At 73.1% G+C, this 22379-nt stretch carries 18 protein-coding genes and 2 tRNA genes; 12 read left to right on the forward strand and 8 right to left on the reverse strand.

The window, feature by feature from the left end:
- Positions 1-3: 3 nt before the first annotated feature.
- Together ACLB9X_RS13240 and ACLB9X_RS13245 are read left to right on the forward strand one after the other, a co-directional pair.
- Positions 4-564, forward strand: coding sequence for a SigE family RNA polymerase sigma factor (locus ACLB9X_RS13240; protein WP_410360485.1), 561 nt, complete (start codon positions 4-6; stop codon positions 562-564).
- A gap of 164 nt (positions 565-728) precedes the next feature.
- Positions 729-2375, forward strand: a complete 1647-nt coding sequence (locus ACLB9X_RS13245) for a long-chain fatty acid--CoA ligase (RefSeq protein WP_410360551.1) — start codon at positions 729-731, stop codon at positions 2373-2375.
- A gap of 136 nt (positions 2376-2511) precedes the next feature.
- Here ACLB9X_RS13245 and ACLB9X_RS13250 read toward each other — a convergent pair whose 3' ends face one another.
- Complete coding sequence (locus ACLB9X_RS13250; protein ID WP_410360486.1) at positions 2512-6435, reverse strand: PAS domain-containing protein; 3924 nt, start codon at positions 6433-6435, stop codon at positions 2512-2514.
- 168 nt (positions 6436-6603) lie between these two features.
- Positions 6604-7047, reverse strand: a complete 444-nt coding sequence (locus ACLB9X_RS13255) for an SSI family serine proteinase inhibitor (protein ID WP_410360487.1) — start codon at positions 7045-7047, stop codon at positions 6604-6606.
- 245 nt (positions 7048-7292) lie between these two features.
- Here ACLB9X_RS13255 and ACLB9X_RS13260 point away from each other — a divergent pair.
- The 3 genes from ACLB9X_RS13260 (at position 7293) to ACLB9X_RS13270 (ending at position 8487) form a co-directional block, all read left to right on the forward strand.
- A tRNA-Ser gene (locus ACLB9X_RS13260) sits at positions 7293-7386 on the forward strand.
- A gap of 253 nt (positions 7387-7639) precedes the next feature.
- Positions 7640-7712, forward strand: a tRNA-Arg gene (locus tag ACLB9X_RS13265).
- Positions 7713-7977: 265 nt separating this feature from the next.
- Entirely contained in the window at positions 7978-8487 is a 510-nt protein-coding gene (locus ACLB9X_RS13270) for a hypothetical protein (RefSeq protein WP_410360488.1), read from the forward strand.
- Between the two features lie 111 nt (positions 8488-8598).
- Here ACLB9X_RS13270 and ACLB9X_RS13275 read toward each other — a convergent pair whose 3' ends face one another.
- Entirely contained in the window at positions 8599-8952 is a 354-nt protein-coding gene (locus tag ACLB9X_RS13275) for a hypothetical protein (RefSeq protein WP_410360489.1), read from the reverse strand.
- Positions 8953-9228: 276 nt separating this feature from the next.
- Here ACLB9X_RS13275 and ACLB9X_RS13280 point away from each other — a divergent pair, with 276 nt between their 5' ends.
- From ACLB9X_RS13280 to ACLB9X_RS13305, 6 genes are all read left to right on the forward strand, one after another.
- The gene (locus ACLB9X_RS13280; protein ID WP_410360490.1) at positions 9229-10095 is read left to right on the forward strand and encodes a DUF2797 domain-containing protein; all 867 of its coding nucleotides are present in this window, start codon (positions 9229-9231) and stop codon (positions 10093-10095) included.
- A gap of 153 nt (positions 10096-10248) precedes the next feature.
- Positions 10249-11130 (forward strand): amidohydrolase family protein, encoded by an 882-nt coding sequence (locus ACLB9X_RS13285; RefSeq protein WP_410360491.1) that lies wholly within the window; start codon positions 10249-10251, stop codon positions 11128-11130.
- A 104-nt stretch (positions 11131-11234) separates the two neighbouring features.
- On the forward strand, positions 11235-11972 hold the full coding sequence (locus ACLB9X_RS13290; RefSeq protein WP_410360492.1) for a response regulator transcription factor: 738 nt from the start codon (positions 11235-11237) through the stop codon (positions 11970-11972).
- Positions 11965-13578, forward strand: coding sequence for a sensor histidine kinase (locus ACLB9X_RS13295; protein ID WP_410360493.1), 1614 nt, complete (start codon positions 11965-11967; stop codon positions 13576-13578). Before ACLB9X_RS13290 ends, ACLB9X_RS13295 begins: the two co-directional genes overlap by 8 nt.
- A 25-nt stretch (positions 13579-13603) precedes the next feature.
- A complete protein-coding gene (locus ACLB9X_RS13300) occupies positions 13604-14944 on the forward strand; it encodes a glycosyltransferase (RefSeq protein ID WP_410360494.1) in 1341 nt (446 codons plus the stop codon).
- Positions 14941-17019, forward strand: a complete 2079-nt coding sequence (locus tag ACLB9X_RS13305; RefSeq protein WP_410360495.1) for an ArnT family glycosyltransferase — start codon at positions 14941-14943, stop codon at positions 17017-17019. Before ACLB9X_RS13300 ends, ACLB9X_RS13305 begins: the two co-directional genes overlap by 4 nt.
- A gap of 160 nt (positions 17020-17179) precedes the next feature.
- On the opposite strand, the gene ACLB9X_RS13310 is transcribed toward ACLB9X_RS13305, so the two are convergent.
- Genes ACLB9X_RS13310 through ACLB9X_RS13320 form a run of 3 tightly spaced genes read right to left on the reverse strand, consistent with a single transcriptional unit; the run spans position 17180 to position 20135 of the window.
- A complete protein-coding gene (locus ACLB9X_RS13310) occupies positions 17180-17899 on the reverse strand; it encodes a collagen binding domain-containing protein (RefSeq protein WP_410360496.1) in 720 nt (239 codons plus the stop codon).
- A complete protein-coding gene (locus ACLB9X_RS13315; RefSeq protein WP_410360497.1) occupies positions 17875-19662 on the reverse strand; it encodes an MDR family MFS transporter in 1788 nt (595 codons plus the stop codon). The genes ACLB9X_RS13310 and ACLB9X_RS13315 overlap by 25 nt, the downstream gene beginning before the upstream one ends.
- An 8-nt stretch (positions 19663-19670) precedes the next feature.
- The gene (locus ACLB9X_RS13320; RefSeq protein WP_410360498.1) at positions 19671-20135 is read right to left on the reverse strand and encodes a MarR family winged helix-turn-helix transcriptional regulator; all 465 of its coding nucleotides are present in this window, start codon (positions 20133-20135) and stop codon (positions 19671-19673) included.
- 202 nt (positions 20136-20337) lie between these two features.
- Between ACLB9X_RS13320 and ACLB9X_RS13325 the strand changes: the two genes are divergently transcribed.
- Positions 20338-20553 carry a hypothetical protein gene (locus ACLB9X_RS13325; protein WP_410360499.1) on the forward strand — a complete coding sequence of 72 codons (216 nt, stop codon included), beginning with the start codon at positions 20338-20340 and terminating at the stop codon, positions 20551-20553.
- Between the two features lie 16 nt (positions 20554-20569).
- Here the strand turns inward: ACLB9X_RS13325 and ACLB9X_RS13330 are convergent, their stop codons facing one another.
- A complete protein-coding gene (locus ACLB9X_RS13330) occupies positions 20570-21289 on the reverse strand; it encodes a hypothetical protein (RefSeq protein ID WP_410360500.1) in 720 nt (239 codons plus the stop codon).
- A 59-nt stretch (positions 21290-21348) separates the two neighbouring features.
- Positions 21349-22212 carry an RNA polymerase sigma factor SigF gene (locus tag ACLB9X_RS13335; protein ID WP_410360501.1) on the reverse strand — a complete coding sequence of 288 codons (864 nt, stop codon included), beginning with the start codon at positions 22210-22212 and terminating at the stop codon, positions 21349-21351.
- Positions 22213-22379 lie beyond the last annotated feature (167 nt).

Consider the following 22379-nt stretch of genomic DNA (forward strand, 5'->3'; position numbering starts at 1 on the left):
GACATGACCACGCCAGTCTGTACGAACGCCTCCCAGGCCGCCGCGCCGGTGCCGTCGTACACGCCGTACACATCGTTCTCGTCGTACGTACGGGCGCGGGGGCCCGTACTGCTGCGGACCGCCAGGTCGCTCACTGCGAACCCGAGCGATGCCGAGGACCTGCTGCAGACCGCGCTCGCCAAGACGTATGTCGCGTGGGACCGGATCGAGGACCACCGTGCGCTCGACGGCTATGTGCGCCGCGCGCTGCTCAACACCCGCACGTCGCAGTGGCGCAAGCGGAAGGTGGACGAGTTCGTCTGCGACGAGCTGCCCGAGCTGCCCGAGCAGACCGTCCCGGCGACGGACCCGGCCGAGCAGCAGGTACTGCGCGACGCGATGTGGCGTGCGGTGATGAAGCTGCCGGACCGGCAGCGGGCCATGGTCGTGCTGAGGTACTACGAGGACCTGAGCGAGGCGCAGACGGCCGAGGTGCTCGGCGTGTCGATCGGCACGGTCAAGAGCGCGGTGTCGCGGGCGCTCGGAAAGCTGCGGGACGACCCGGGTCTGACTCCCGTCCGCTGACCGGACGCGGGCCTCCGCTCCCTCGGCCACCGACGCTTCATGTGCGGTGTTGGTCGGTGATGTGCGGGATTCATTACTTCCGGGTAGTGACATACCGCGCGGTATGTGCGCAGAATCTTTCCCACTTGCCGCAACGTAGCGCCAGCGCCCACCGGGAGGACGCCGTGCTCAGCACCATGCAGGACGTACCGCTGACTGTGACCCGAATCCTTCAGCACGGGATGACGATCCACGGGAAGTCGCAGATCACCACCTGGACCGGCGAACCGGAGCCACAGCGCCGCAGTTTCGCCGAGACCGGACGGCGCGCCATCCAGCTCGCCAACGCCCTGCGCGACGAGCTCGGCATCGACGGCGACCAGCGCGTGGCCACCCTCATGTGGAACAACGCCGAGCACGTCGAGGCGTACTTCGCGATCCCCTCCATGGGCGCCGTGCTCCACACGCTGAACCTGCGCCTGCCCGCCGAGCAGCTCGTGTGGATCGTCAACCACGCCGCCGACCGCGCCGTGATCGTCAACGGTTCCCTGCTCCCCCTGCTCGCCCCGCTCCTGCCGCACCTGCCGACCATCGAGCACATCGTGGTCTCCGGACCCGGCGACCGCTCGCTGCTCGCCGACACCGAGGCCCAGGTCCACGAGTACGAGGAGCTGATCGCGGGCCGCCCGACCACGTACGACTGGCCCGAGCTGGACGAGCGCAGCGCCGCGGCCATGTGCTACACCTCCGGCACCACCGGCGACCCCAAGGGCGTCGTCTACTCCCACCGCTCCATCTACCTGCACTCGATGCAGGTCAACATGACCGAGTCGATGGGCCTCACCGACCGGGACACCACCCTCGTGGTCGTCCCGCAGTTCCACGTGAACGCCTGGGGTCTGCCGCACGCCACGTTCATGACCGGCATCAACATGCTGATGCCCGACCGCTTCCTCCAGCCCGCGCCGCTCGCCGAGATGATCGAGCGCGAGAAGCCGTCGCACGCCGCGGCCGTCCCCACCATCTGGCAGGGCCTGCTCGCCGAGGTCACGGCGAACCCCCGCGACCTCAGCTCCATGAAGCAGGTCACCATCGGCGGCGCCGCCTGCCCGCCCTCCCTGATGGAGGCGTACGACAAGCTCGGCGTACGGCTGTGCCACGCCTGGGGCATGACGGAGACCTCGCCGCTCGGCACCATGGCCCACCCGCCGGCCGGTCTGAGCGCCGAGGAGGAGTGGCCCTACCGCGTCACACAGGGCCGTTTCCCGGCCGGGGTGGAGGCACGGCTGGTGGGTCCCGGCGGCGAGTCCCTGCCGTGGGACGGCGAGTCGGCGGGCGAGCTGGAGGTGCGCGGCGCCTGGATCGCCGGTGCCTACTACGGCGGAGCGGGCGGCGAGAACTTCCGCCCCGAGGACAAGTTCAGCGAGGACGGCTGGCTGAAGACCGGCGACGTCGGCGTGATCAGCCCCGAGGGCTACCTGACGCTGACCGACCGGGCCAAGGACGTCATCAAGTCCGGCGGTGAGTGGATCTCCAGCGTCGAGCTGGAGAACGCGCTGATGGCGCACCCCGAGGTCGCCGAGGCCGCCGTCGTCGCGGTGCCGGACGAGAAGTGGGGCGAGCGTCCGCTGGCGACGGTCGTGCTCAAGGAGGGATCGACGGTGGACTACGGGACGCTGCGGGACTTCCTGGCGGAGTCGATCGCCAAGTGGCAGCTGCCCGAGCGGTGGTCGATCGTGCCGGCGGTGCCGAAGACGAGCGTGGGCAAGTTCGACAAGAAGGTGATCCGCAGGCAGTACGCCGACGGGGAGCTGGACGTCACGGAGCTGTAGACGTCACGCGGGCCAGGGGCGACGAAGGCGTCCTCACGGCGCGGTGACGAAGGGGCCGGCGGTGGTGAGGTGACCGCCGGCCCCTTCGCGTGAACGTCGGGCGTGGACCGCCGGCCCCTTCGCGCGGCGTCGGGCGTCAGTTGGTGCCGATCTTCGCGAGCAGATCGACGATGCGGGCCTGGACCTCGTTGCTGGTCGACCGCTCGGCGAGGAAGAGCACCGTCTCCCCCGACGACAGCCGCGGCAGTTCGGCCGGGTCGAGACCCGCGGAGGTGTAGACGACGAGCGGCGTGCGGTTCAACCGCCCGTTCGCGCGCAGCCAGTCGATGATCCCGGCACGTCGGCGGCGTACCTGCATCAGGTCCATTACCACCAGGTTCGGCCGCATCTGGGTCGCCAGCGTCACCGCGTCCGTGTCGGCGCCGGCCCGCGCCACCTGCATCCCGCGCCGCTCCAGCGTCCCCGTCAGCGCCAGCGCGATCTCCTCGTTCTCCTCGATCAGCAGCACGCGCGAGGGGTGCTGCTCGCTGTCGCGCGGGGCCAGCGCCTTGAGCAGGACGGCCGGATCGGCGCCGTACGCCGCCTCCCGCGTCGCCTGCCCGAGGCCCGCGGTCACCAGCACCGGCACCTCGGCGGCCACCGCGGCCTGCCGCAGCGACTGCAGGGCGGTCCGCGTGATCGGTCCGGTCAGTGGGTCCACGAACAGGGCCGCGGGGAACGCGGCGATCTGCGCGTCGACCTCCTCGCGGGAGTGCACGACGACGGGGCGGTAGCCGCGGTCGCTCAGCGCCTGCTGCGTGGAGACGTCCGGTGCCGGCCACACCAGCAGCCTGCGCGGGTTGTCCAGCGGCTCGGGCGGCAGCTCGTCGTCGACGGGATGCGGCTGGGGCCGGTTGGCGACCTCCACCGCGCCGCCGGGCCCGTCCAGCGGCTCGGGGCCCTCGGCGCCCTCGTCAGGCGCCCCGATCGCGTACGCGCGGCCTTCCGTGCGGTCGGCCGGCAGCCGCGACGTGCCCGGTACCGGGACCGGTGCGGGCGTTGGCACAGGTGCGGGTGCGGGGCTGGGCGCGGCCTGCGGGAGGTCGCTGTCCGGGCGCGTGCCCAGCTTGCGGCGGCGGCCGGAGCCGAGCGTCTGGTTCTGCTGCTGCGTGAGGTGCTGCGCGAACGGCACGCCTTGCCCGAGAGTGCGCACGCTGAACGCGCGGCCCTGCGTCGAGTCCGCCGTGACCGGCTCTTCGGCGGGCAGCGGCTGGGCGGCGCGGGGCAGCGGTACGGACACGGAACCGGTGTCGGTACCCCGCGCGGGCGTGCCCGCCGCGGGCGTGGAGCCATCGCCCTGCGTGGTGGCCGCTGCCGGGACGGTGCCCGTCTGCCCGTTCGCGGGTGCGGTCGGCGTGGGCTGCGCGGCGGGTCCGTTGTCCAGCGCCTGCGTGGGCTGTCCTGCGGGCCCGCTGTCCGGCGCTGCCTGCGTGGGCTGCGCGGCGGGCACGTTGTCCGGTACGGCCTCCTGTGCTTGCTGCTCCGGCAGAACGGGCCGCGGAGCCGGCTGCTGCCGAACGGCGGTCCCGTCGGCGCTCCCCACGGCCGTCTCGCCGGTGGCGGGCGGCTGTGCCTGGCCGCGGGCACGCCTGCGGCCGGTGGGCGCCGGATGCTGCTGCGGCGGCGTGTGGTGCTCCGGGCCGGGGGTCGAGGCCACGGCATCGTGCTGTTCGGCCGGGGGCGCGGCGGCGGCCCCGGGCTGCACCCGGTCCGCCTCGGCCGGCGGCAGCGCGAACGCGGTCCGCGCGGCGCCCTCCGGCTCGGCGGGTGCGGGGGCGAGCGCCCGCCGGGCCCGGCGACCGGTGGGCGTGGGCTGGGCCGCCGCCGGCGGTGCGGCGGGCTGGGCAGGGGACGGCGCGGCGGCCAGCTCCGGCAGCCCGCTCTCCACGGCCCGCCGGGCCCGCCGCCCCGAGGGAGCGGTGCGTCCGTGGGCGTCGACCGGCACGCCCTGCGGCGGCACCGTCTGGCCGAGCGCGGCCCGGCCGCCCGCGCCTTCGGCGGCCGTGACGACCGAACCCTCGGCGGCGGCCTGCGGTGCGGCCGCGGCCTGCTCGGCAGGGCTCGGCCGCCCGCGCCGGCGGCCGGTGCCGCCGGCGTTCATGTTTCCGTCGGCGGAGGTGTCGCCCGCGTCCTGGGCGGGAGCCGGTCCGGCCTCGGCCGGGTCCGCCTGGGCGGCACGGCGACGCCCGGACGGCGGTGCGGCGACCGGGTCCTCCATCGCCACGGGGCTCTCCAGGAAGGCGTCCGTGGAGGCCCGCCGCGCGCGCCGCCGACCGCCGCCGGCCGTCCCCGGAGCGGGGGCAAGGGCAGGGGCAGGCTCGGAGGACTGCTGGGCGGGCAGGGCGAGTGCAGCACCCGGCGGCGGCGCCACCGTGCCCGCGCCCGCGCCGAGCGGCACCTCCAGCACGTACGCGCTGCCGCTCATCCCCGGCACCTCGTGCGTCTGCAGCACCCCGCCGTGCGCCCGGACGATCCCGCGCACGATCGGCTCGTGCACCGGGTCCCCGCCGGTGAACGGCCCCCGCACCTCGATCCGTACGACGTCGCCGCGCTGTGCCGCCGCCACCACGACCGTCGAGTCCACGTAGCCGCCGCCGGGCACGAGCCTGGCCTTGCCCGTCGAGTCGACGCCCGCGACGTCCGCGACCAGGTGCGCGAGCGCCGTCGCCAGCCGCGCCCCGTCCACCTCGGCCTCTATGGGCGGCGCGTGCACGGCGAACTGGGCCCGCCCGGGCCCGATCAGCTCGACGGCGCCCTCGACACCCGCCGCCACGACGGCGTCGAGCAGCACCGTGGACTTGGTCAGCTCCTCCGCGCCCATGTCGAGGCGCTGGTAGCCGAGCACGTTGTCGACGAGCGTCGTCATCCGGGCGTATCCGGCCGCCAGATGGTGCAGGATCTGGTTCGCCTCGGGCCACAGCTGCCCGGCGGGGTCGTCGGCCAGCGTGCCCAGCTCCCGGCGAAGCTCCTCCAGCGGCCCGCGCAGCGACTCGCCGAGCACGGCGGTCAACTGGGCATGCCGGGCGGCCAGCTCCCCGTACCGCTCGGCGCCGGCCTCCAGCTCGGCGGTGTACCGCTCGGCCTTGTCGGCCAGTTCGGCCTCGTACTTCTCCGAGGCGGCCGCGAGGTCGGCCGTCAGCCGCTCCGTCGTCCGCGACAGCTCGCCGGTCAGGCGCTCGGTCGTCTCCTCGAGCTCCGCCGCGTGCTTGCGGGCCTGCTCCTCGAACGGCCTCCGGTCGGTGAACGTCATCACCGCGCCGACCAGCTGGTCCCCGTCGCGCACCGGCGCCGTGGTCAGGTCGACGGAGATCTTGGAGCCGTTCTTCGCCCACACCACCTGCCCCCGCACCCGGTGCTTGCGCCCGGATTTGAGGGTGTCGGCGAGCGGCGACTCCTCGTACGGGAAGGGCTCGCCGTCCGCGCGCGAGTGCAGGATCAGCGGGTGCAGCTCCTGGCCGCCGAGATCGCTGGCCCGGAAGCCGAGGATCTGCGCGGCCGCCGGGTTGACGAGGACGACCCGTCCGTCGGTGTCGGTGCCGACGACGCCCTCGGACGCTGCCCGCAGGATCATCTCGGTCTGCCGCTGCGAGCGCGCCAGCTCCGCCTCGGTGTCGACGGTCCCCGACAGGTCCCGCACGACCAGCATCAGCAGCTCGTCGCCGGTGTAGCCGTTGTACGTGTCGTACGCCTCGCGTCCGTCCAGGCTCGCGCTGGTCACCTCGACCGGGAACTCGCTGCCGTCCGTCCGCCGCGCGATCATCCGGGTGGGTTTGGTGCGCCCGTGCTCGTCGGCCGTGTCGGGGCGGCGCATGGAGCCGGGGATCAGGCGTGAGTCGAACTCGGGAAGCAGGTCGAGCAGACCCCGGCCCACGAGGGCGGTCCCGGGTGCCTCGAAGAGCTCCAGGGCGATGGTGTTGGCGTTGATGACCGTGCCGTTGGCGTTGACGAGCACGAGCCCGTCAGGGAGGGCGTCGAGTATGGCTGCGAGGCGAGCAGCGCCTCGGGATGGCCTGCTGCTCACGACGACGGTTCCTCCCTGACCTACTGCGTATTGCGGACGGCCGGCCCCATCTTGCCCCTCGGATCTCGGCCTGTCACTGAGGGAGTCTAAGGGCAGCGCGTGGCGCGGGGACGGCGGATGACGAGGAGCTCTCACCAAGGTTGTGTGCGGACGGCGTACGCCATCCGCCTATGACCTGGTGTTCGGCAGGACGGGCTCCAACGTCCGCCAGCGCGAGATCTCGCAGCCGTCGGACCGGTCGAAGGTGGCGTCCACGTGCTGACCGCGCCAGGTGCCGGTGATCCGCGCGGTGGCCGGCCCGCCGAACTGCTGGGTGCACATCTGCCCCTCGGGCACCGGTGCGAACGGGTCGTGGTTCTGCCCGGCGAGCTCGTCGAGCCGCTCGCAGGCGGACTGCGCGGAGGGGTGGGTGCCGCCGGCGGGGGCGCACTCCAGCTCGTAGCGGCCGTCCGTCCGGGCCCCGGTCTCCGAGACCATGACCGTCAGCCGATCGGGTGCATACAGAAGCGGTACGGGCAGCGGCAACGGCGAGGTCACGGCCCCGGCGGCGGGCACGGCGCAGGCCAGAGCGGCGGCGGACACGGTGGCGGTGAGGACGAGGCGTCTCAGCATGCGGGGCTCCAGGAAGGTCACGGGTCCGTGCGGGGTGGCCGGCCGCCGGACGATCTCGACCGGTCGTGACCGGTCGCCCGGGGCGGGCCCCGGCATCTCTAACGCTGCGCACGCCGCCACGTTGCGCAACCGGAGATGCTTTGCCCTGCGGGCCCAGAGGCTAGTACCGTGGACGGCGATTGGTGACAGGCCGCCGTGCTGTGTCATCATCTGCACGCACCACTCGCGCCCGCGCGGGTGTGCCTGGAGGCGTCGCCTAGTCCGGTCTATGGCGCCGCACTGCTAATGCGGTTTGGGTCTTAAAGCCCATCGAGGGTTCAAATCCCTCCGCCTCCGCCAGTTGATCACCGAAGCCCCGGCCCGACGGCCGGGGCTTCGGTCGTTCCTGCCCCGGGGTCGTACCCGGCCGCCACGATCATTCCTGCCCCGCCCCGGCGGCCACCCTCGCACCCCCACCGCGCCAGCCCACTGCGCCCATTCGGGTATCTGTGCAGGTCAGAGGGGGTGCGGCTAATGGATTTCGCGTGACGGCGCAGGTCATGTAATGTTGTTCCCGCAACGCCGACCGGGCAGAAAAGCCCGGGAAGCACAAGCACTCGTAGCTTAACGGATAGAGCATCTGACTACGGATCAGAAGGTTGCAGGTTCGAATCCTGCCGAGTGCACACAGTTGAGAGGCCCCCGGAGATGATCCGGGGGCCCCTCGCGTTGCTGTCGGGCTCCGGACCGCGACCGGCGTCCCCATGACCAGGTCGCTGGAGACGCCGGTCTCGAGGACGGTCACGGAAGGGTTTCCATCGGTCGCCGCGAACATCACGTCCACGGTCGACAGCGCGGCACCGGTCTCGGCGTCCATCGCACGCTCGCCGGTACGGCGGTCTTTCGTTTTGGGCTGCGGGACTCAACCCGGCCACCGCGGTAGCATCCCGCATGCCCATTCCCTGGCGATCCAGCGCCGAAGTATTCGCGCAGATGCTGAGACAGCGTGGGAACGAGCCCGATGCCGTACGGGACGTCGACGCTGCGTGGGGCACCTTCGCCGAGTTTCTCCAGATCGAGATCTCGGGGATCGAGAGTCCCGAGAACGATGGCGACGGCTTCATCGTCGAGTGGGGCAGGTGGGGCTGGAACGATGAACAGCCTGCGTTGTCCTTCGGGCGGCAGCTCGCGGTCAACGATGTCGGCGAGCAGGACGATCCCTACTGTCAGCCCGAGTACTGGAAAGTGGAGTTGCAGCTCGCCTTCCACGAGGACCCTGCATGGGCTGACACCGACAGCATCGGACTTCAAGACACTGGGTTCGACTTCGCCGAGATCGGCGAGCCGAGGGCTGTGGCGCTCGCAGAGACTCGCCGCTTCATCCACTCCGACCCCCAACTCGCTGCCATGTGGCGAGCCAAGCCCGCTCGCAGCGAACTCACCCTTGACCGAGCGGGGTAGCCGCTGGGTTGCGGTACAGCAGCGCAGTACCGCAACCCGGCAACCGACCCCGTCCCACCGGTCCCCGTAGCGGCCGGTATGGCCGTCGCGCTGACCGCCCGGCGGAGTCGTTCAGTCCCCGTTCCGGGTCGCCTCTTCCGCCAGCTCGCGCTGGAGCAGGGTCAGCCGGCCCACCATGTCCGTCACCAGATAGACCGGCCGGTACCGGGTCCACACCTGCCCCGACTCGGGGTCGTAGGTGTCCGGCATCGCGTAGCCGTGCGGTGCGTAGGCCGTCATGTCGTTGGCCCGGGTGGTCAGCACGCACCGCTTGAGGTGGTCGTGGAAGCCCACCACGCTCGCCACACCGGGACCGCCCGGCCTCTGCCTGCGCAGCTCGGCCCTGGAGAGGGCGCCGCCGCCCTGTGGTGGCCGGTTGCCGAACGCGAAGGCGATGATGACGTCGGCCTCCTCCACCGGAGCCATTTCTCCTGGCGGTCGGGTCACGGGAACGTGGCGTGGTCAGCACCCTTCGTCGTCGGAGCGACCCGGCGGCACTCCTTACGCGACGCCGGGACAAACGCCCGGTGAAGCGATGACCGGCGCGCGGGCCCCGACGTCACCAGCCATCCGACGTCAGTTCTGTGTGTACGAGCCCGGCGGCGCGGGATCATGGAGGGGCGTCGCGATCCGTACGTGCCCGGGTGGGCCGAGGACCACGGATCACCGGCGTGGAGGCAGCGGGTCGCCGGAGGTGTGGGCATGGCGTGGCGGTGTGCGGGGGTGGCCTGGCCCGATGGGGGGCCGGGGGCTGTGCTGCGCTGGGAGGGCGGGCGGGAAAGTCCGCTCGGGGCCGGCCGGGAGATCGGCTTCCGGGCCGTCGGCGAGCGGCACTGCGTCGGGGCGCGGGGGAACGCCTGTCCGCTGCGGGCGCAGGTCTCGGCCCGCGCCACGCAGGCGCGGTGCCCCGAGTGCGCGCGGCTGGACCGGGCGCACTCCGTGGCGGCCGACGCCGTACCCGACGACCCCCGGCCCTACCGCGTGTACCTGGCCTGGTTCGGGCCGGGGATGGTCAAGGTCGGGATCACCGCCGAGGAGCGCGGCGCGGCCCGGCTGCGGGAGCAGGCCGCCGTGGCCTTCAGCTGGCTCGGGCGTGGGCCGCTGATGGCCGCGCGGCGGACCGAGGAGCTGCTGCGCGCCGCGCTGGGCGTGCCCGACCGGATCCCGTACGGCAGGAAGCGGGCGGTGCGCACGGGGTTGGCGCCGGCCGTCGAGCGGGCCGGCGAGGTCGAGGAGCTGCACGCGCGTGCCGTCGCGCTCGGCGGGTGGGCCGGCTCCCTGGAGCGGCTGCCGTGCGAGGTGGTCGATCACGCCGCGGTGTTCGGGCTCGACGGGCTGCCGGCCGCGACCGGCGTCGTGCGCGAGCTGGTCGACGGGAGCGTGGTCGCCGGGCGGCTGCTGGCCGCGGCCGGGCCGGACCTGCATCTGCGGACGGCCGCCGGCCGGGTCGTGGTGGTCGACACCCGCCTGCTGACCGGCTGGTCGCTGGTGGGCGCCGACCCGGGGGCCGAGCTGAGCGTGCCGCTGACCGCGGTGCCGGCCGGGAGCGAGCAGGCCGGGCTGTTCTGACCGGCACGAGCCCCGGGGCACTTTCGGCAATGAGGGTGGACAACGCCGCCGTTCGGACCGGAAGGTGGCCGTCATGACCATCGAACCCGTCCCGGTCACAGAACCGCCGCGTGACACCGAGCAACACCGCCGAGGTGGAGCGGAGCCACGGCTGTGAACGAGGGTGAGGCCGCGGACGTACGGGACTTCTGGAGGCGGCTCGGGCTGCCGGGGCTCGTCGACGTCCACACGCACTTCATGCCCGAGCGCGTCCTGCGCAAGGTGTGGGCGTACTTCGACTCCGCGGGACCGCTGACCGGCCGGGAGTGGCCCATCACCTACCGGCGGGCCGAGGACGAACGCGTCGAACTGCTGCGGGCGTTCGGCGTGCGGACCTTCACCTCGATGCTCTACCCGCACAAACCGGGCATGGCCGCCTGGCTCAACGGCTGGTCGGCAGGCTTCGCGGCGCGCACACCGGACTGCGCCCACACGGCGACCCTGTTCCCCGAGCCGGGCGTGGACGCGTATGTACGCGAGGCGGTCGAGGGCGGGGCGCGGGTGTTCAAGGCGCATGTGCAGGTCGGCGCGTACGACCCCGGTGATCCCCTGCTCGACCCCGCGTGGGGGCTGCTCGCCGAGGCCGGCGTGCCGGTCGTGATGCACTGCGGCTCGGGGCCCGCGCCCGGCAAGCACACCGGGCCGGAGCCGGTGGGCCGGCTCCTCGCGCGCCATCCGCGGCTGCGGCTGGTCGTCGCGCACATGGGCATGCCCGAGTACGGCGACTTCCTCGGCCTCGCCGAGCGGTACCCGCACGTGTACCTCGACACGACGATGGCGTTCACGGACTTCAGCGAGGCCACCGTGCCCTTCCCGGCGCGGGAGCGGGGGCGGCTCGCCGGCCTCCGGGACCGGATCGTGCTGGGGACGGACTTCCCGAACATCCCGTACCCCTACGTCCATCAGCTGCGCGCCCTCGAACGGCTGGAGCTCGGGGACGACTGGCTGCGGGCCGTCTGCCACGACAACGGCGCCCGGCTCCTCGCGCCGGCCTAGCTTCCCCCGGTCCGCCTCTCGGTCCGCTGTCTCCGTCTCTTTTCTCAGGGAATTCACAGGGTCGGGCAAGACGGCTCTCAGGGCGGGCCCCCAAGGTGGCGAGCATGACCACCACCTCGCCCCAGGGGCGCACCGAACTGCTCAGGCCCGACGGCGGTCCCGTACGGGTGCTCGTCGTGGACGACGAGGCGCCGCTGAGCGAGCTGTTGTCGATGGCCCTGCGGTACGAGGGGTGGGAGGTGCGCAGCGCGGGCGACGGCGCGGGCGCGCTGCGCTCGGCGCGCGAGTTCCGGCCGGACGCCGTCGTGCTGGACGTGATGCTGCCCGACATGGGCGGCCTCGCCGTCCTCGGCCGGCTGCGCCGCGAGGTGCCCGACGTGCCCGTGCTCTTCCTCACCGCGAAGGACGCGGTCGAGGACCGGATCGCGGGACTGACGGCCGGCGGCGACGACTACGTGACCAAGCCGTTCTCGCTGGAGGAGGTCGTGGCCCGGCTGCGCGGCCTGATCCGGCGGTCGGGGGCGACGGCCGTGCGCAGCGAGTCGCTGCTGGTCGTCGGCGACCTCACGCTCGACGAGGACAGCCACGAGGTGACGCGGGGCGGGCAGTCGATCCACTGCACGGCGACCGAGTTCGAGCTGCTCCGCTATCTCATGCGCAATCCGCGCCGGGTGCTGAGCAAGGCGCAGATCCTCGACCGGGTGTGGAACTACGACTTCGGCGGCCAGGCCAACGTGGTCGAGCTGTACATCTCGTACCTCCGCAGGAAGATCGACGCGGGGCGGTCGCCGATGATCCACACCCGGCGCGGGGCGGGGTACCTGATCAAGCCCGGTGAGTGAGGTGCGCGCGGGTGTGCGCGGGCGGCCCTGGTCGCTGCGGACCCGGCTGGTGGTCTCGGCGGTGCTGCTGATCGCCGTGGTGTGCGCGGTGATCGGAACGGTCACGACCGTCGCCTTCCGCACCTACCTGTACGGGCAGCTGGACGCCCAGCTCGGCGCGGTGGCGATGCGCGCCACCGGCCCTCCGCTCCCGGACGACGAGCGGCCGCCGCCGCGCGACCTGCCCCACAAGGCGCCGCTGGACTTCGTCACGGGCGGCGGCGCTCCCGTGGGCACGGTCGGTGCGCTGGTCGGCGACGACGGAACGGTCACGACGGCGGTCGCCAGTACCCAGCGAGAGCCGGACGGGCTCGGGCCCACCGAGGACCCGCTCACCGCGGCGCAGCGCGACGCCCTCGCTTCCGTGGCGCGGGACGGCGAGCCGCACACGGTCGAGCTGCCGGGCCGCGGCGGCCACCGGGTCGAGTACGCCGACGGCGTCCGCGGCTCGTTCCTGGTCGGGGTCCCGACCCGCGACGTGCAGGACGCGCTGCGGACGCTGGTCCTCGTCGAGGTCTGCGTCACCGGTGCGGGACTGGTCGCCGCGGGCATCGCGGGCGTCTCCATGGTCGGCGTGGCGCTGCGCCCACTGCGGCGGGTGGCGGCGACGGCGCGGCGCGTCTGCGAACTGCCGCTGCACAGCGGCAAGGTGGTGCTGCACGAGCGGGTGCCGGACGCCGAGGCCGATCCGCGCACCGAGGTCGGACAGGTCGGGGCGGCGCTCAACACGCTGCTGGGACACGTCGGTGCGGCGCTGGCCGCACGGCAGGAGAGCGAGACGCGGGTGCGGCGGTTCGTCGCGGACGCCAGCCATGAACTGCGTACGCCCCTGGCCTCGATCCGCGGGTACGCGGAGCTGATGCGGCGCGGCCGGGAGCGAAGCGGGGCCGGGCCCTCCCCGGCGCCGTCCCCGGGGCCTTCGGGGAGGGACGCGGTCCCGCCGGACGTCCGGCACGCGCTCGGCCGGATCGAGTCCGAGGCCGTGCGGATGACGGGCCTGGTGGAGGATCTGCTGCTGCTCGCCCGGCTGGACGCGGGACGCCCCCTCGCGTTCGAGAGCACCGATCTGCCGCCGCTGGTCGTGGACGCGGTCGCGGACGCACGCGCGGCGGGTCCGGACCACACGTGGCGGCTGGAGCTGCCGGACGAACCGGTGACCGTACGGGCGGACCCGGAAAGCCTGCACCAGGTCCTGATGAACCTGCTCGCCAACGCCCGTACGCACACCCCTCCCGGCACCACCGTCACGGCCCGGGTACGGGCCGGGGGCCCGCCCTCGCGGCCGGTCCTGCTGGAGGTCGAGGACGACGGCCCCGGCATCCCCGAGGAGTTCCAGCGGTCCGTCTTGGAGCGTTTCGCGCGCGGTGACGCCTCCCGGTCGCGGCAGGCCGGCGGCACCGGGCTCGGGCTGGCCATCGCGCACGCCGTCGTCACGGCGCACGGCGGCACGGTGGGCGTGCGGTCCGTCCCCGGCCGCACGGTGTTCACGGTCGCGCTGCCGCCCGCGGCGTACGAGGCGGGTCCGCGGGACTCACAGGCGGACCACAGGCTGATCACACAGCCGTGACAGCGCCGCCGCCGAGGGTCGTCGTATGCGAACCGACACCCCAGGCGGGACCCTTCCGGCCCGTGAGCACCTGCTCGCGGGCACGGCCGGTCCGCCCGTACTCGACGTCGTGGTCCCGGTGTACAACGAGGAGGCCGACCTCGAACGGTGCGTGCTGCGGCTGCACGAGCACCTCGCGCGGACCTTCCCGTACGGCTTCCGGATCACCGTCGCCGACAACGCGAGCGCCGACCGCACGCCCCTGATCGCCTCGGGCCTGGCCGCCCGCATCCCCGAGGTGCGGGCGTACCGGCTGGATGAGAAGGGGCGAGGACGGGCGCTGCGCAGCGTCTGGTCGCACTCCGACGCGCCCGTGCTCGCCTACATGGACGTCGACCTGTCCACCGACCTCAACGCGCTGCTCCCGCTGGTCGCGCCGCTGATCTCCGGCCATTCGGACCTGGCGATCGGGTCCCGGCTGGCACGCAGCTCCCGGGTGGTGCGCGGCCCGAAGCGGGAGATCGTCTCGCGGGCCTACAACCTGATCCTCAAGTCTTCCCTGGCAGCGCGCTTCTCGGACGCCCAGTGCGGGTTCAAGGCGATCCGCCGGGACGTCGCCGAGCGGCTGCTGCCGATGGTCGAGGACACCGGCTGGTTCTTCGACACCGAGCTGCTGGTGCTCGCGGAACGGGCGGGGCTGCGCATCCACGAGGTGCCCGTCGACTGGGTCGACGACCCGGACTCGACCGTGCACATCGTCCGGACGGCCGTCGAGGACCTGAAGGGCGTCTGGCGGGTGGGCCGGGCGCTGGCCGTCGGCGCGCTGCCGCTCGACCGGCTGGCGCGGCCCTTCGGCGACGATCCGTGCGACCGTCGGCTGACCGGGGTGCCCGGGGGGCTGACCCGTCAGCTGGTCGGCTTCTGCGCGGTGGGCGTGTTCTCCACGCTGCTCTACCTGTTGCTGTACTCCCTCTTCCGCGCCGGTACGGGTCCGCAGGCCGCGAACGCGGCGGCCCTGCTGCTCTCCGCGGTCGCGAACACGGCCGCCAACCGCCGGCTGACCTTCGGGGTGCGGGGCCGCGACCGCGTGGTGCGCCACCAGGCGCAGGGCCTGGTCGTGTTCGGCATCGGACTCGCGCTGACCAGCGGCTCGCTCGCCGCCCTCGACGCGGCGGCGGGTACGCCCTCCCATGCCACAGAGCTGGCCGTCCTGATCGCGGCGAACCTCGCGGCGACCGTGCTGCGTTTCCTGCTGTTCCGCGCCTGGGTCTTCCCCGACCGGCACCAGGACACCACCGCGCGTGCCACCGCCCCGATGCCGCCCGACGGCTCCGGGTGGCCCGACCGCTCCGTCACCACCGACGACTCCATGAGGTGCACCCGATGACCACGATCCTTCCTTCCGCCGCGGCGGCGGCCGAAGGCCCCGGACACGCCCGCGCACCTCGCGGCGCGGTCGCCCGGCTGTGGCGCGGCCGGGAGACGGACGGCCCCTGGGCGCGGCCGGCCCTCCTCGCGCTCCTGCTCGCCACCGCTCTGCTCTACCTGTGGAACCTGAGCGCGTCCGGGTACGCCAACTCCTTCTACTCCGCGGCCGTCCAGGCCGGCAGCGAGAGCTGGAAGGCCTTCTTCTTCGGCTCGTCCGACGCGGCCAACTCCATCACCGTCGACAAGCCCCCGGCCGCCCTGTGGCCGATGGCCCTGTCCGTGCGGCTCTTCGGACTCGGCTCCTGGCAGATCCTGGTGCCCGAGGTCCTGATGGGCGTCGCGACCGTGGCCGTGCTGTACGCGGCCGTCCGGCGGCGCTTCGGCCCGGCCGCCGGGCTCATCGCGGGCGCGGTGCTGGCGCTGACGCCGGTCGCCGCGCTGATGTTCCGCTTCAACAACCCGGACGCGCTGCTCGCCCTGCTGATGACGGTCACCGTGTACTGCGTGCTGCGCGCCCTCGAAGGCGCACGCACGAAGTGGCTCGTGTGGGCGGGCGTCTCGGTGGGGCTCGCGTTCCTGACGAAGACGCTTCAGGCGTTCCTGATCCTGCCGCCGCCGGTGCTGGTGTACGCGGTGTGCGCCCCGACGACGCTGCCGCGCAGGCTCGGTCAACTCGCCCTGGCGGGACTCGCGCTCGTGGTCTCCGGCGGCTGGTGGGTCGCGGTCGTCGAACTGTGGCCGGCGTCCTCGCGCCCGTACATCGGCGGCTCCCAGACCAACAGCTTCCTGGAACTGACCTTCGGCTACAACGGCCTCGGCCGGATCAACGGCAACGAGACCGGCAGCGTCGGCGGTGGCGGCGGCCGGGGTGGCGGCGGCTGGGGCGAGACCGGCATCGACCGGCTGTTCGCGGGGAACATCGGCGGCCAGATCGCCTGGCTGCTGCCCGCCGCCCTGGTGCTGCTGGTCGCGGGGCTCGTCCTGACCCGGCGCGCCGGCCGCACGGACACGGCGAGGGCGGCGTTCCTGGTGTGGGGCGGCTCGTTGCTGACGACCGCGGCGGTCTTCAGCTTCATGGCGGGGATCTTCCACGAGTACTACACGGTGGCGCTCGCCCCGTACATCGCGGCGCTGGTCGGCATGGGTGCGACCATGCTCTGGGAGGAGCGGGCGAGAGCCGGGTGGTCGGCGGTGCTCGGCGGCACGGTGGCGCTGACGGCCTGGTGGTCGTACGTCCTGCTGGGCCGGAGCGCCGACTACCTGCCGTGGCTGCGTACGGCGGTGGCGATCGGCGGCCTTGTGGCCGCGGCGGGGCTGCTGTTCGCGGTCCGGGCCGGGCGGACGCCGGCGCTCGCCGCGGCGGGACTGGGTCTCGCGGTCTCGCTCGCGGGCCCGGCGGCGTACTCGCTCACGACCGTGGGCGAGGCCCATGTGGGCTCGATCGTCACGGCGGGGCCCGCGGTGGCGGGCGGCCGGGGCGGACCGGGCGGAGGTCCGGGCGGCCCCGGTGGCGAGGGCTGGCTCGGGATGCGGCCGGGTGCGCAGGCGGGCGGCAGGCCCGACGGCCGGATGCAGCCTCCCGGGCAGCCGGGCCAGGGCGGCCAGGGGCCGGCGCAGGGCCGGGGGCAGATGCCCCTCGGTGCCCCGTCTCGTGGCGAGGGCGGCCTGGGCGGGCTGCTGGGCGGCACGACCGTCGACGCCGAGACGGCGGCGCGGATCGGGCAAGACGCGGACGACTTCACGTGGGCCGCCGCGGCCGTCGGCTCCCAGAACGCCGCGAGCCACCAACTCGCCACCGGTGAGCCGGTGATGGCGATCGGCGGCTTCAACGGCAGCGACCCGTCCCCAACCCTCGCACAGTTCAAGCAGTACGTCGCCGACGGCCGGATCCACTGGTTCGTCTCCGCTGGCGGCGGCATGCGCAACGGGCCGGGCGGCGGCACCGCCGCGGCGATCACCGCGTGGGTCGAGGAGAACTTCACCGAGGTCACCGTGGGCGGCACGACCCTCTACGACCTGACGGCGTCCGCATAGCGCGGTACGGCGTCACGGCAGCGCCGTCGCGTCGCGCACGGTCCCGTCCGTCGCGGCCCGGGCCCGCAGTACCTCGGACAACTGAATGGGGCGGCAGGCCGTCCCCTGCCTGCCGCCCCGCCCCGGTCGCCCCTCCGCTCAGGGGCGACAGGGAGTCCGACTACTCGCCCGGGTGGGCGAGTTCGAATTCGTGGCCACAGGCTCCGCGCCCCGCCACGGTCAGCGCGACCGCGACGGGGGGATATCCGGTCGCGATGAGCGTGTACTCGCCGGCGTCCAGGTCGGCGAAGGCGTACGCGCCGTCGTCGCCGGTCGTCGCGGTGGCCACCGCGTTCCCGGCCGCGTCGACGAGCGTCACCCGGGCGTCCGCCAGGGGCCGGCGTGTCGCGCCCGCGCGCACCGTGCCCCGGACCACGGCCCCGGACTGCAGGACCGCCTCGACCCGGGTCACGCCCTGCCCGCCGATCTCGACGGGCAGCGCCAGCGGGCGGTGGCCGGGGGCGCTCACCGCGACTGTCACCGCACCGGGCCCCAGCTCGGTGAAGGCGAAGTCGCCCTGCTCCGTGCTCTTTCCGGTGGCCAGCACGTCACCGCGGACATCTGTCACGACGACCATCGCGCCCTCCACGGGGCCGCCTTCGCCGGCGGCCCGCACCGTCCCGGCGAGTCCGCTCGTGCCGGCGAGCAGGATGTCGTGGGCCAGCGGCTCGTCACCGACGACCACCGTGGCGGCCTGCGGCTGGAAGCCGTCGGCCGAGGCGATCAGCACGTACGACCCGGCGCCCGGCGCGTCCAGCGTGCAGCCGCCGTCCAACTGGGCGACCGCGCGGTCGAGCTGACGGCCTGCGGGTGAGATCAGCGTGACCGCCGCCTGCGGCACCGCCGCACCCTCGGACCCGCGCACCACACCGCGTACCGCGCGACACCTGCCGTGGCCACCGCATCGGCGCCCACGGCGGCCGGCTCGACCACCAGGGTCGGGGCTGGGGCCGGAGCGGGCGCCTCGGCCGCGGCCCCGGGTGCGGCGGCCTCCTTGGTGGCGTTGCTCTTGAGGGCGACCTCCTTGATGAACAGGGTCACGAGGAAGGCGACGAGAGCGAACGGCGCGGAGTAGAGGAACACGTCCGCGACTCCGTGCCCGTACGCCGTCTCCATCACCGTGCGGATGGGGGCGGGCAGCGCGTCCAGGTCGGGGATGGAGCCGCCGCCGGTGCCGCCGTGGCCCATCGCCGCGCCCTGCGGGCCGAGTTCGGCGAGTCCGTCCTTGACGTAGTGGGTGACCCGGTTGGCCATGACCGCACCGAGCGCCGAGACGCCGACCGCGCCGCCGAGGGAGCGGAAGAAGGTGACGACCGAGCTGGCGGCGCCCAGGTCCGAGGGGGCGACCTGGTTCTGCGTGCACAGCACCAGGTTCTGCATCATCATGCCGAGGCCGAGACCCATGACCGCCATGAAGAGCGCGATCCGCCAGTACTCCGTGTCGTGGCGGATGGTGCCCAGCAGGCCGAGTCCGGCGGTCAGCAGCACACCGCCGTTGACCAGCCACGCCTTCCAGCGGCCCGTCTTGGTGATGATCTGGCCGCTCACCGTGGAGGAGACGAACAGGCCGCCGATCATCGGGATCGTCATGACGCCGGACATCGTGGGCGACTTGTCCCGCGCCAGCTGGAAGTACTGGCTGAAAAAGACCGTGCCGGCGAACATCGCGACACCGACGAAGAGCGAGGCCAGCGAGGCCAGCGCGATGGTGCGGTTGCGGAACAGCCGCAGCGGGATGATCGGGTCGCTCGCCCTGGACTCGACGAGGAGGAACAGCGCGCCGAGGACGACGGCACCGCCGACCATCGCGTACGTCTGCCACGACAGCCAGTCGTACGTGTCGCCCGCGAAGGTGACCCAGACCAGCAGCAGCGACACGGCGGCGCTGATGACGAACGCTCCCGACCAGTCGACCTTGACCTGGCTCCCCTGGCCTTCGGCATGGGGGACCCCAACGACCGGGAGCTTGAGGGTCTTCTGCAGGACGATCAGGGCGAGGACCGCGAACGGCACGCCGACGTAGAAGCACCAGCGCCAGCCGAGCCAGTCGGTGTCGGTGATGACGCCGCCGAGCAGCGGGCCGCCGACGGTTGCGACGGCGAACGTGGCGCCGAGGTAGCCGCTGTAGCGGCCGCGCTCGCGCGGGGAGATCATCGCGGCCATCACGATCTGGGCGAGGGCGGACAGGCCGCCGACGCCGATGCCCTGGACCACGCGGCAGGCGATGAGCATGCCCGCGTTCTGCGACAGGCCGGCGACCACCGAGCCCAGGACATAGATGACCAGCGATATCTGGACCAGCAGCTTCTTGGAGAAGAGGTCCGCGAGCTTGCCCCACAGGGGAGTGGTCGCGGTCATCGCCAGCAGCGAGGCCGTCACCACCCAGGTGTAGGCGCTCTGGCCGCCGCCGAGATCGTTGATGATCTCCGGCAGCGCGTTGGAGACGATCGTCGACGAGAGGATCGCGACGAACATGCCGAGCAGCAACCCGGAGAGCGCCTCCATGATCTGCCGGTGCGTCATTGGCGCGCCGCCCTCGGGAGCCTGGGCGCCCCCCTGCCTGGCGTGGCCGCCCCGCACACCGGTCGGTGTAGTCGTAGCCATGAACTTCCTTACGTCGTCTGTGCGGGTGTACGGGTGGCGTGGGCCCGGCAGTCCCCCACGGCATCCCGGAGGCGGGCCAGCATCGTGTTCAGTTGTCCGACGTCGTCGTCGGACCAGTCCTTGAGGTAGTGGGCGAACATGTCCGTCGTCCGACGGCCGAGGTCGTCGAGCAGGTCTGCCCCCGCCGGGGTGAGCCGCAGGAGGCGCGAGCGCCGGTCGTCCGGGTCGGGCGACCGCTCCAGCCAGCCGCGTTCGACCGCATGGGCCACGTGCCGGCTGGTCACCGACATGTCCACGGCGAGCAGCTCGGCGAGGCGGCTCAGCCGCATCTCTCCGTGGCGCCCGACGAGGGACAGGACGGCCGCGGACCCGGCGGGGCACTCGAGGGGCAGCGTCCGCGAGAGGCTCCGCTTCACCGCCCCCATGGCGCTGATCTGCCGGGCCAGCTCTTCGTACTGACTCCGCTCCGCCATGGGCCCTCCTCGCCATCTTGTTGCTTAGGGCAACAATAAAAGCTATTGGTTGCTACAGGCAAACGAAAACGGTCGAGACGGGTAAAGGAACCCAAAAGGCTTTGCATGTGCAGAGTCATGAGGCGGTCATCACGCCCGGAAACCGCATCGGGCACTCGCCCGGGGTTGGGCCGGACACCTCGGTTCGCTAGGGTCCTGCCCCATGGCACACAACCCCCATGCTCCCCAAGGCCAGGGCCCCGAGGGCAACTACGACCCTGCGGGCAGCACCCAGATGTTCCGCGCGTTCGTCGACGAGGGCGCCCCGCAGGGCCGCGCGGCGGCCCCCGCGCAGTCGTCCTCGCGAGTCGGTCTGATCGTCGGCGTGATCGCCGCCGTCGTCGTCATCGGCGCGGTGGCCTGGCTCGCCCTCGGCTGATCGGTACGGCCGGGGCTCACCTCCACTCGGCCGTGGCGTCCCGCGTCTCGATGTGCATTCCGAGCGGCACCCGCCACGCCTCGACGCACACCGTGAACGTCTTCTTCCGTACGGCTCCGGGCCCGATGGGCCCGGGCAGCGGCTGAGCCGTCTCGATGGTGGCCCAGTCGATCCCGAGCGCGCCGATGACGTGCGTGGCGAACGTGACCGTCCCCGAAGTGGCCGCTTTCCCGCCGATGTTGCGGAACTCCACGGTGACCCGCTCGCACCAGCGTTCGTCCAGCGCCTCGCGGACCGGTTCGGTGAGCTGGAGCAGCGCCGGGTCCGCAGGGGGTACGGGGCTGCCGGACGGCGGCGGCTCGGGCGTGGGTGCGGGCGACGGCGGCGGAGGTGGCGGGCCGCCGGGGGTGCTCGGCGGGGGCGCGTCCGGTGAGTCGGCCGTCCCTGTGCCGGGCTGCTCGGCGGTCGGGGGCGCCTCGTCCTGGGGCGACTCCTCGGACGGCGGCGCGGCGGTGTCGCCGTCGCCGGATCCACGCGGCGGCCCGGACGCCACCGGTTCGTCGAGGGGAACGAGCACGACGCCGCCCTCGGGCGGGACGGCGCCCGTCGGCGCCTGACCGGCGCCCGCCGCCCCGAGCGGGATCCGCCCGTCGCCGTCGCTGCCCGAACACGCGGTCAGCGCCCCGCCGAGGCAGAGCGCCACCGCCACGATCCCGGTCCGCCGTCGTCGCCGCATGGCGGCAGTGTCGCTGACGAACCGTCAATTCAGAAGATCCCGAGCCGACTTCGTGTGGCTCAGTCCGCGATCAGGCCCTCCCGCAGCTGCGCCAGCGTGCGCGTCAGCAGCCGGGAGACGTGCATCTGCGAGATGCCGACCTCCTCGCCGATCTGGGACTGCGTCATGTTGGCGAAGAAGCGGAGCATGATGATCTGCCGTTCTCTAGGCGGCAGTTTGGCCAGGAGGGGCTTGAGAGACTCTCGGTACTCGACGCCCTCCAGCGCGCTGTCCTCGTAGCCGAGGCGGTCCGCGAGGGAGCCCTCGCCGCCGTCGTCCTCGGGCGAGGGGGAGTCGAGCGACGAGGCCGTGTACGCGTTGCCCACGGCGAGGCCGTCGACGACGTCCTCCTCCGACACGCCCAGCACCGCGGCGAGTTCGGGCACGGTCGGGGAGCGGTCGAGCTTCTGGGACAGCTCGTCGCTGGCCTTGGTGAGCGCGAGCCGCAGCTCCTGGAGCCGGCGCGGCACGCGCACGGACCACGAGGTGTCCCGGAAGAAGCGCTTGATCTCGCCCACGACCGTCGGCATCGCGAACGTCGGGAACTCCACGCCCCGTTCGCAGTCGAACCGGTCGATCGCCTTGATCAGCCCGATCGTGCCGACCTGGACGATGTCCTCCATCGGCTCGTTGCGGCTGCGGAAGCGGGCCGCCGCGTACCGCACGAGGGGGAGGTTGAGCTCGATGAGGGTGTCGCGCACATAGGTGCGCTCCGGGCTGTCGTCGGCCGCGCCCTCGCTGTCCAGCGCGCGCAGCCGCAGGAACAGGGAGCGGGACAGAGTGCGGGTGTCGATGGCTTCCGAGCTGTCGGACACGACGGGTGCGGGTGCGGGTGCGCCGGGCGCACGCGTGAGCACCTTCGAGCTGCCCTGTTCTGCGGACATGCCACCCCCTTGAGGTCGCGGACGGTCGCGGTGGCCGCGACCGACTGAGGAACGCAGCCTCCACCTGAATACCGGCGGCAGGGCTGCGGCAAACGCGCTTCCCGCAGAATGTCACATGTCGGCAACACGCTGTAGTGACATGTCGACAAGTATCGGGGCGAAATGCC

It is taken from the genome of Streptomyces sp. 5K101, assembly GCF_046506645.1.
GTDB lineage: Bacteria > Actinomycetota > Actinomycetes > Streptomycetales > Streptomycetaceae > Streptomyces.

Bases quoted from the DNA above. Each gene is read 5' to 3' on its own strand.
- ACLB9X_RS13330 (WP_410360500.1), bottom strand. From the start codon at position 21,289: ATGCGGCGACGACGGCGGACCGGGATCGTGGCGGTGGCGCTCTGCCTC.
- ACLB9X_RS13320 (WP_410360498.1), bottom strand. From the start codon at position 20,135: ATGGCGGAGCGGAGTCAGTACGAAGAGCTGGCCCGGCAGATCAGCGCC.
- ACLB9X_RS13305 (WP_410360495.1), top strand. From the start codon at position 14,941: ATGACCACGATCCTTCCTTCCGCCGCGGCGGCGGCCGAAGGCCCCGGA.
- ACLB9X_RS13335 (WP_410360501.1), bottom strand. From the start codon at position 22,212: ATGTCCGCAGAACAGGGCAGCTCGAAGGTGCTCACGCGTGCGCCCGGC.
- ACLB9X_RS13325 (WP_410360499.1), top strand. From the start codon at position 20,338: ATGGCACACAACCCCCATGCTCCCCAAGGCCAGGGCCCCGAGGGCAAC.
- ACLB9X_RS13240 (WP_410360485.1), top strand. From the start codon at position 4: ATGACCACGCCAGTCTGTACGAACGCCTCCCAGGCCGCCGCGCCGGTG.
- ACLB9X_RS13255 (WP_410360487.1), bottom strand. From the start codon at position 7,047: ATGCTGAGACGCCTCGTCCTCACCGCCACCGTGTCCGCCGCCGCTCTG.
- ACLB9X_RS13280 (WP_410360490.1), top strand. From the start codon at position 9,229: ATGGCGTGGCGGTGTGCGGGGGTGGCCTGGCCCGATGGGGGGCCGGGG.
- ACLB9X_RS13315 (WP_410360497.1), bottom strand. From the start codon at position 19,662: ATGGCTACGACTACACCGACCGGTGTGCGGGGCGGCCACGCCAGGCAG.
- ACLB9X_RS13290 (WP_410360492.1), top strand. From the start codon at position 11,235: ATGACCACCACCTCGCCCCAGGGGCGCACCGAACTGCTCAGGCCCGAC.
- ACLB9X_RS13300 (WP_410360494.1), top strand. From the start codon at position 13,604: ATGCGAACCGACACCCCAGGCGGGACCCTTCCGGCCCGTGAGCACCTG.
- ACLB9X_RS13270 (WP_410360488.1), top strand. From the start codon at position 7,978: ATGCCCATTCCCTGGCGATCCAGCGCCGAAGTATTCGCGCAGATGCTG.
- ACLB9X_RS13275 (WP_410360489.1), bottom strand. From the start codon at position 8,952: ATGGCTCCGGTGGAGGAGGCCGACGTCATCATCGCCTTCGCGTTCGGC.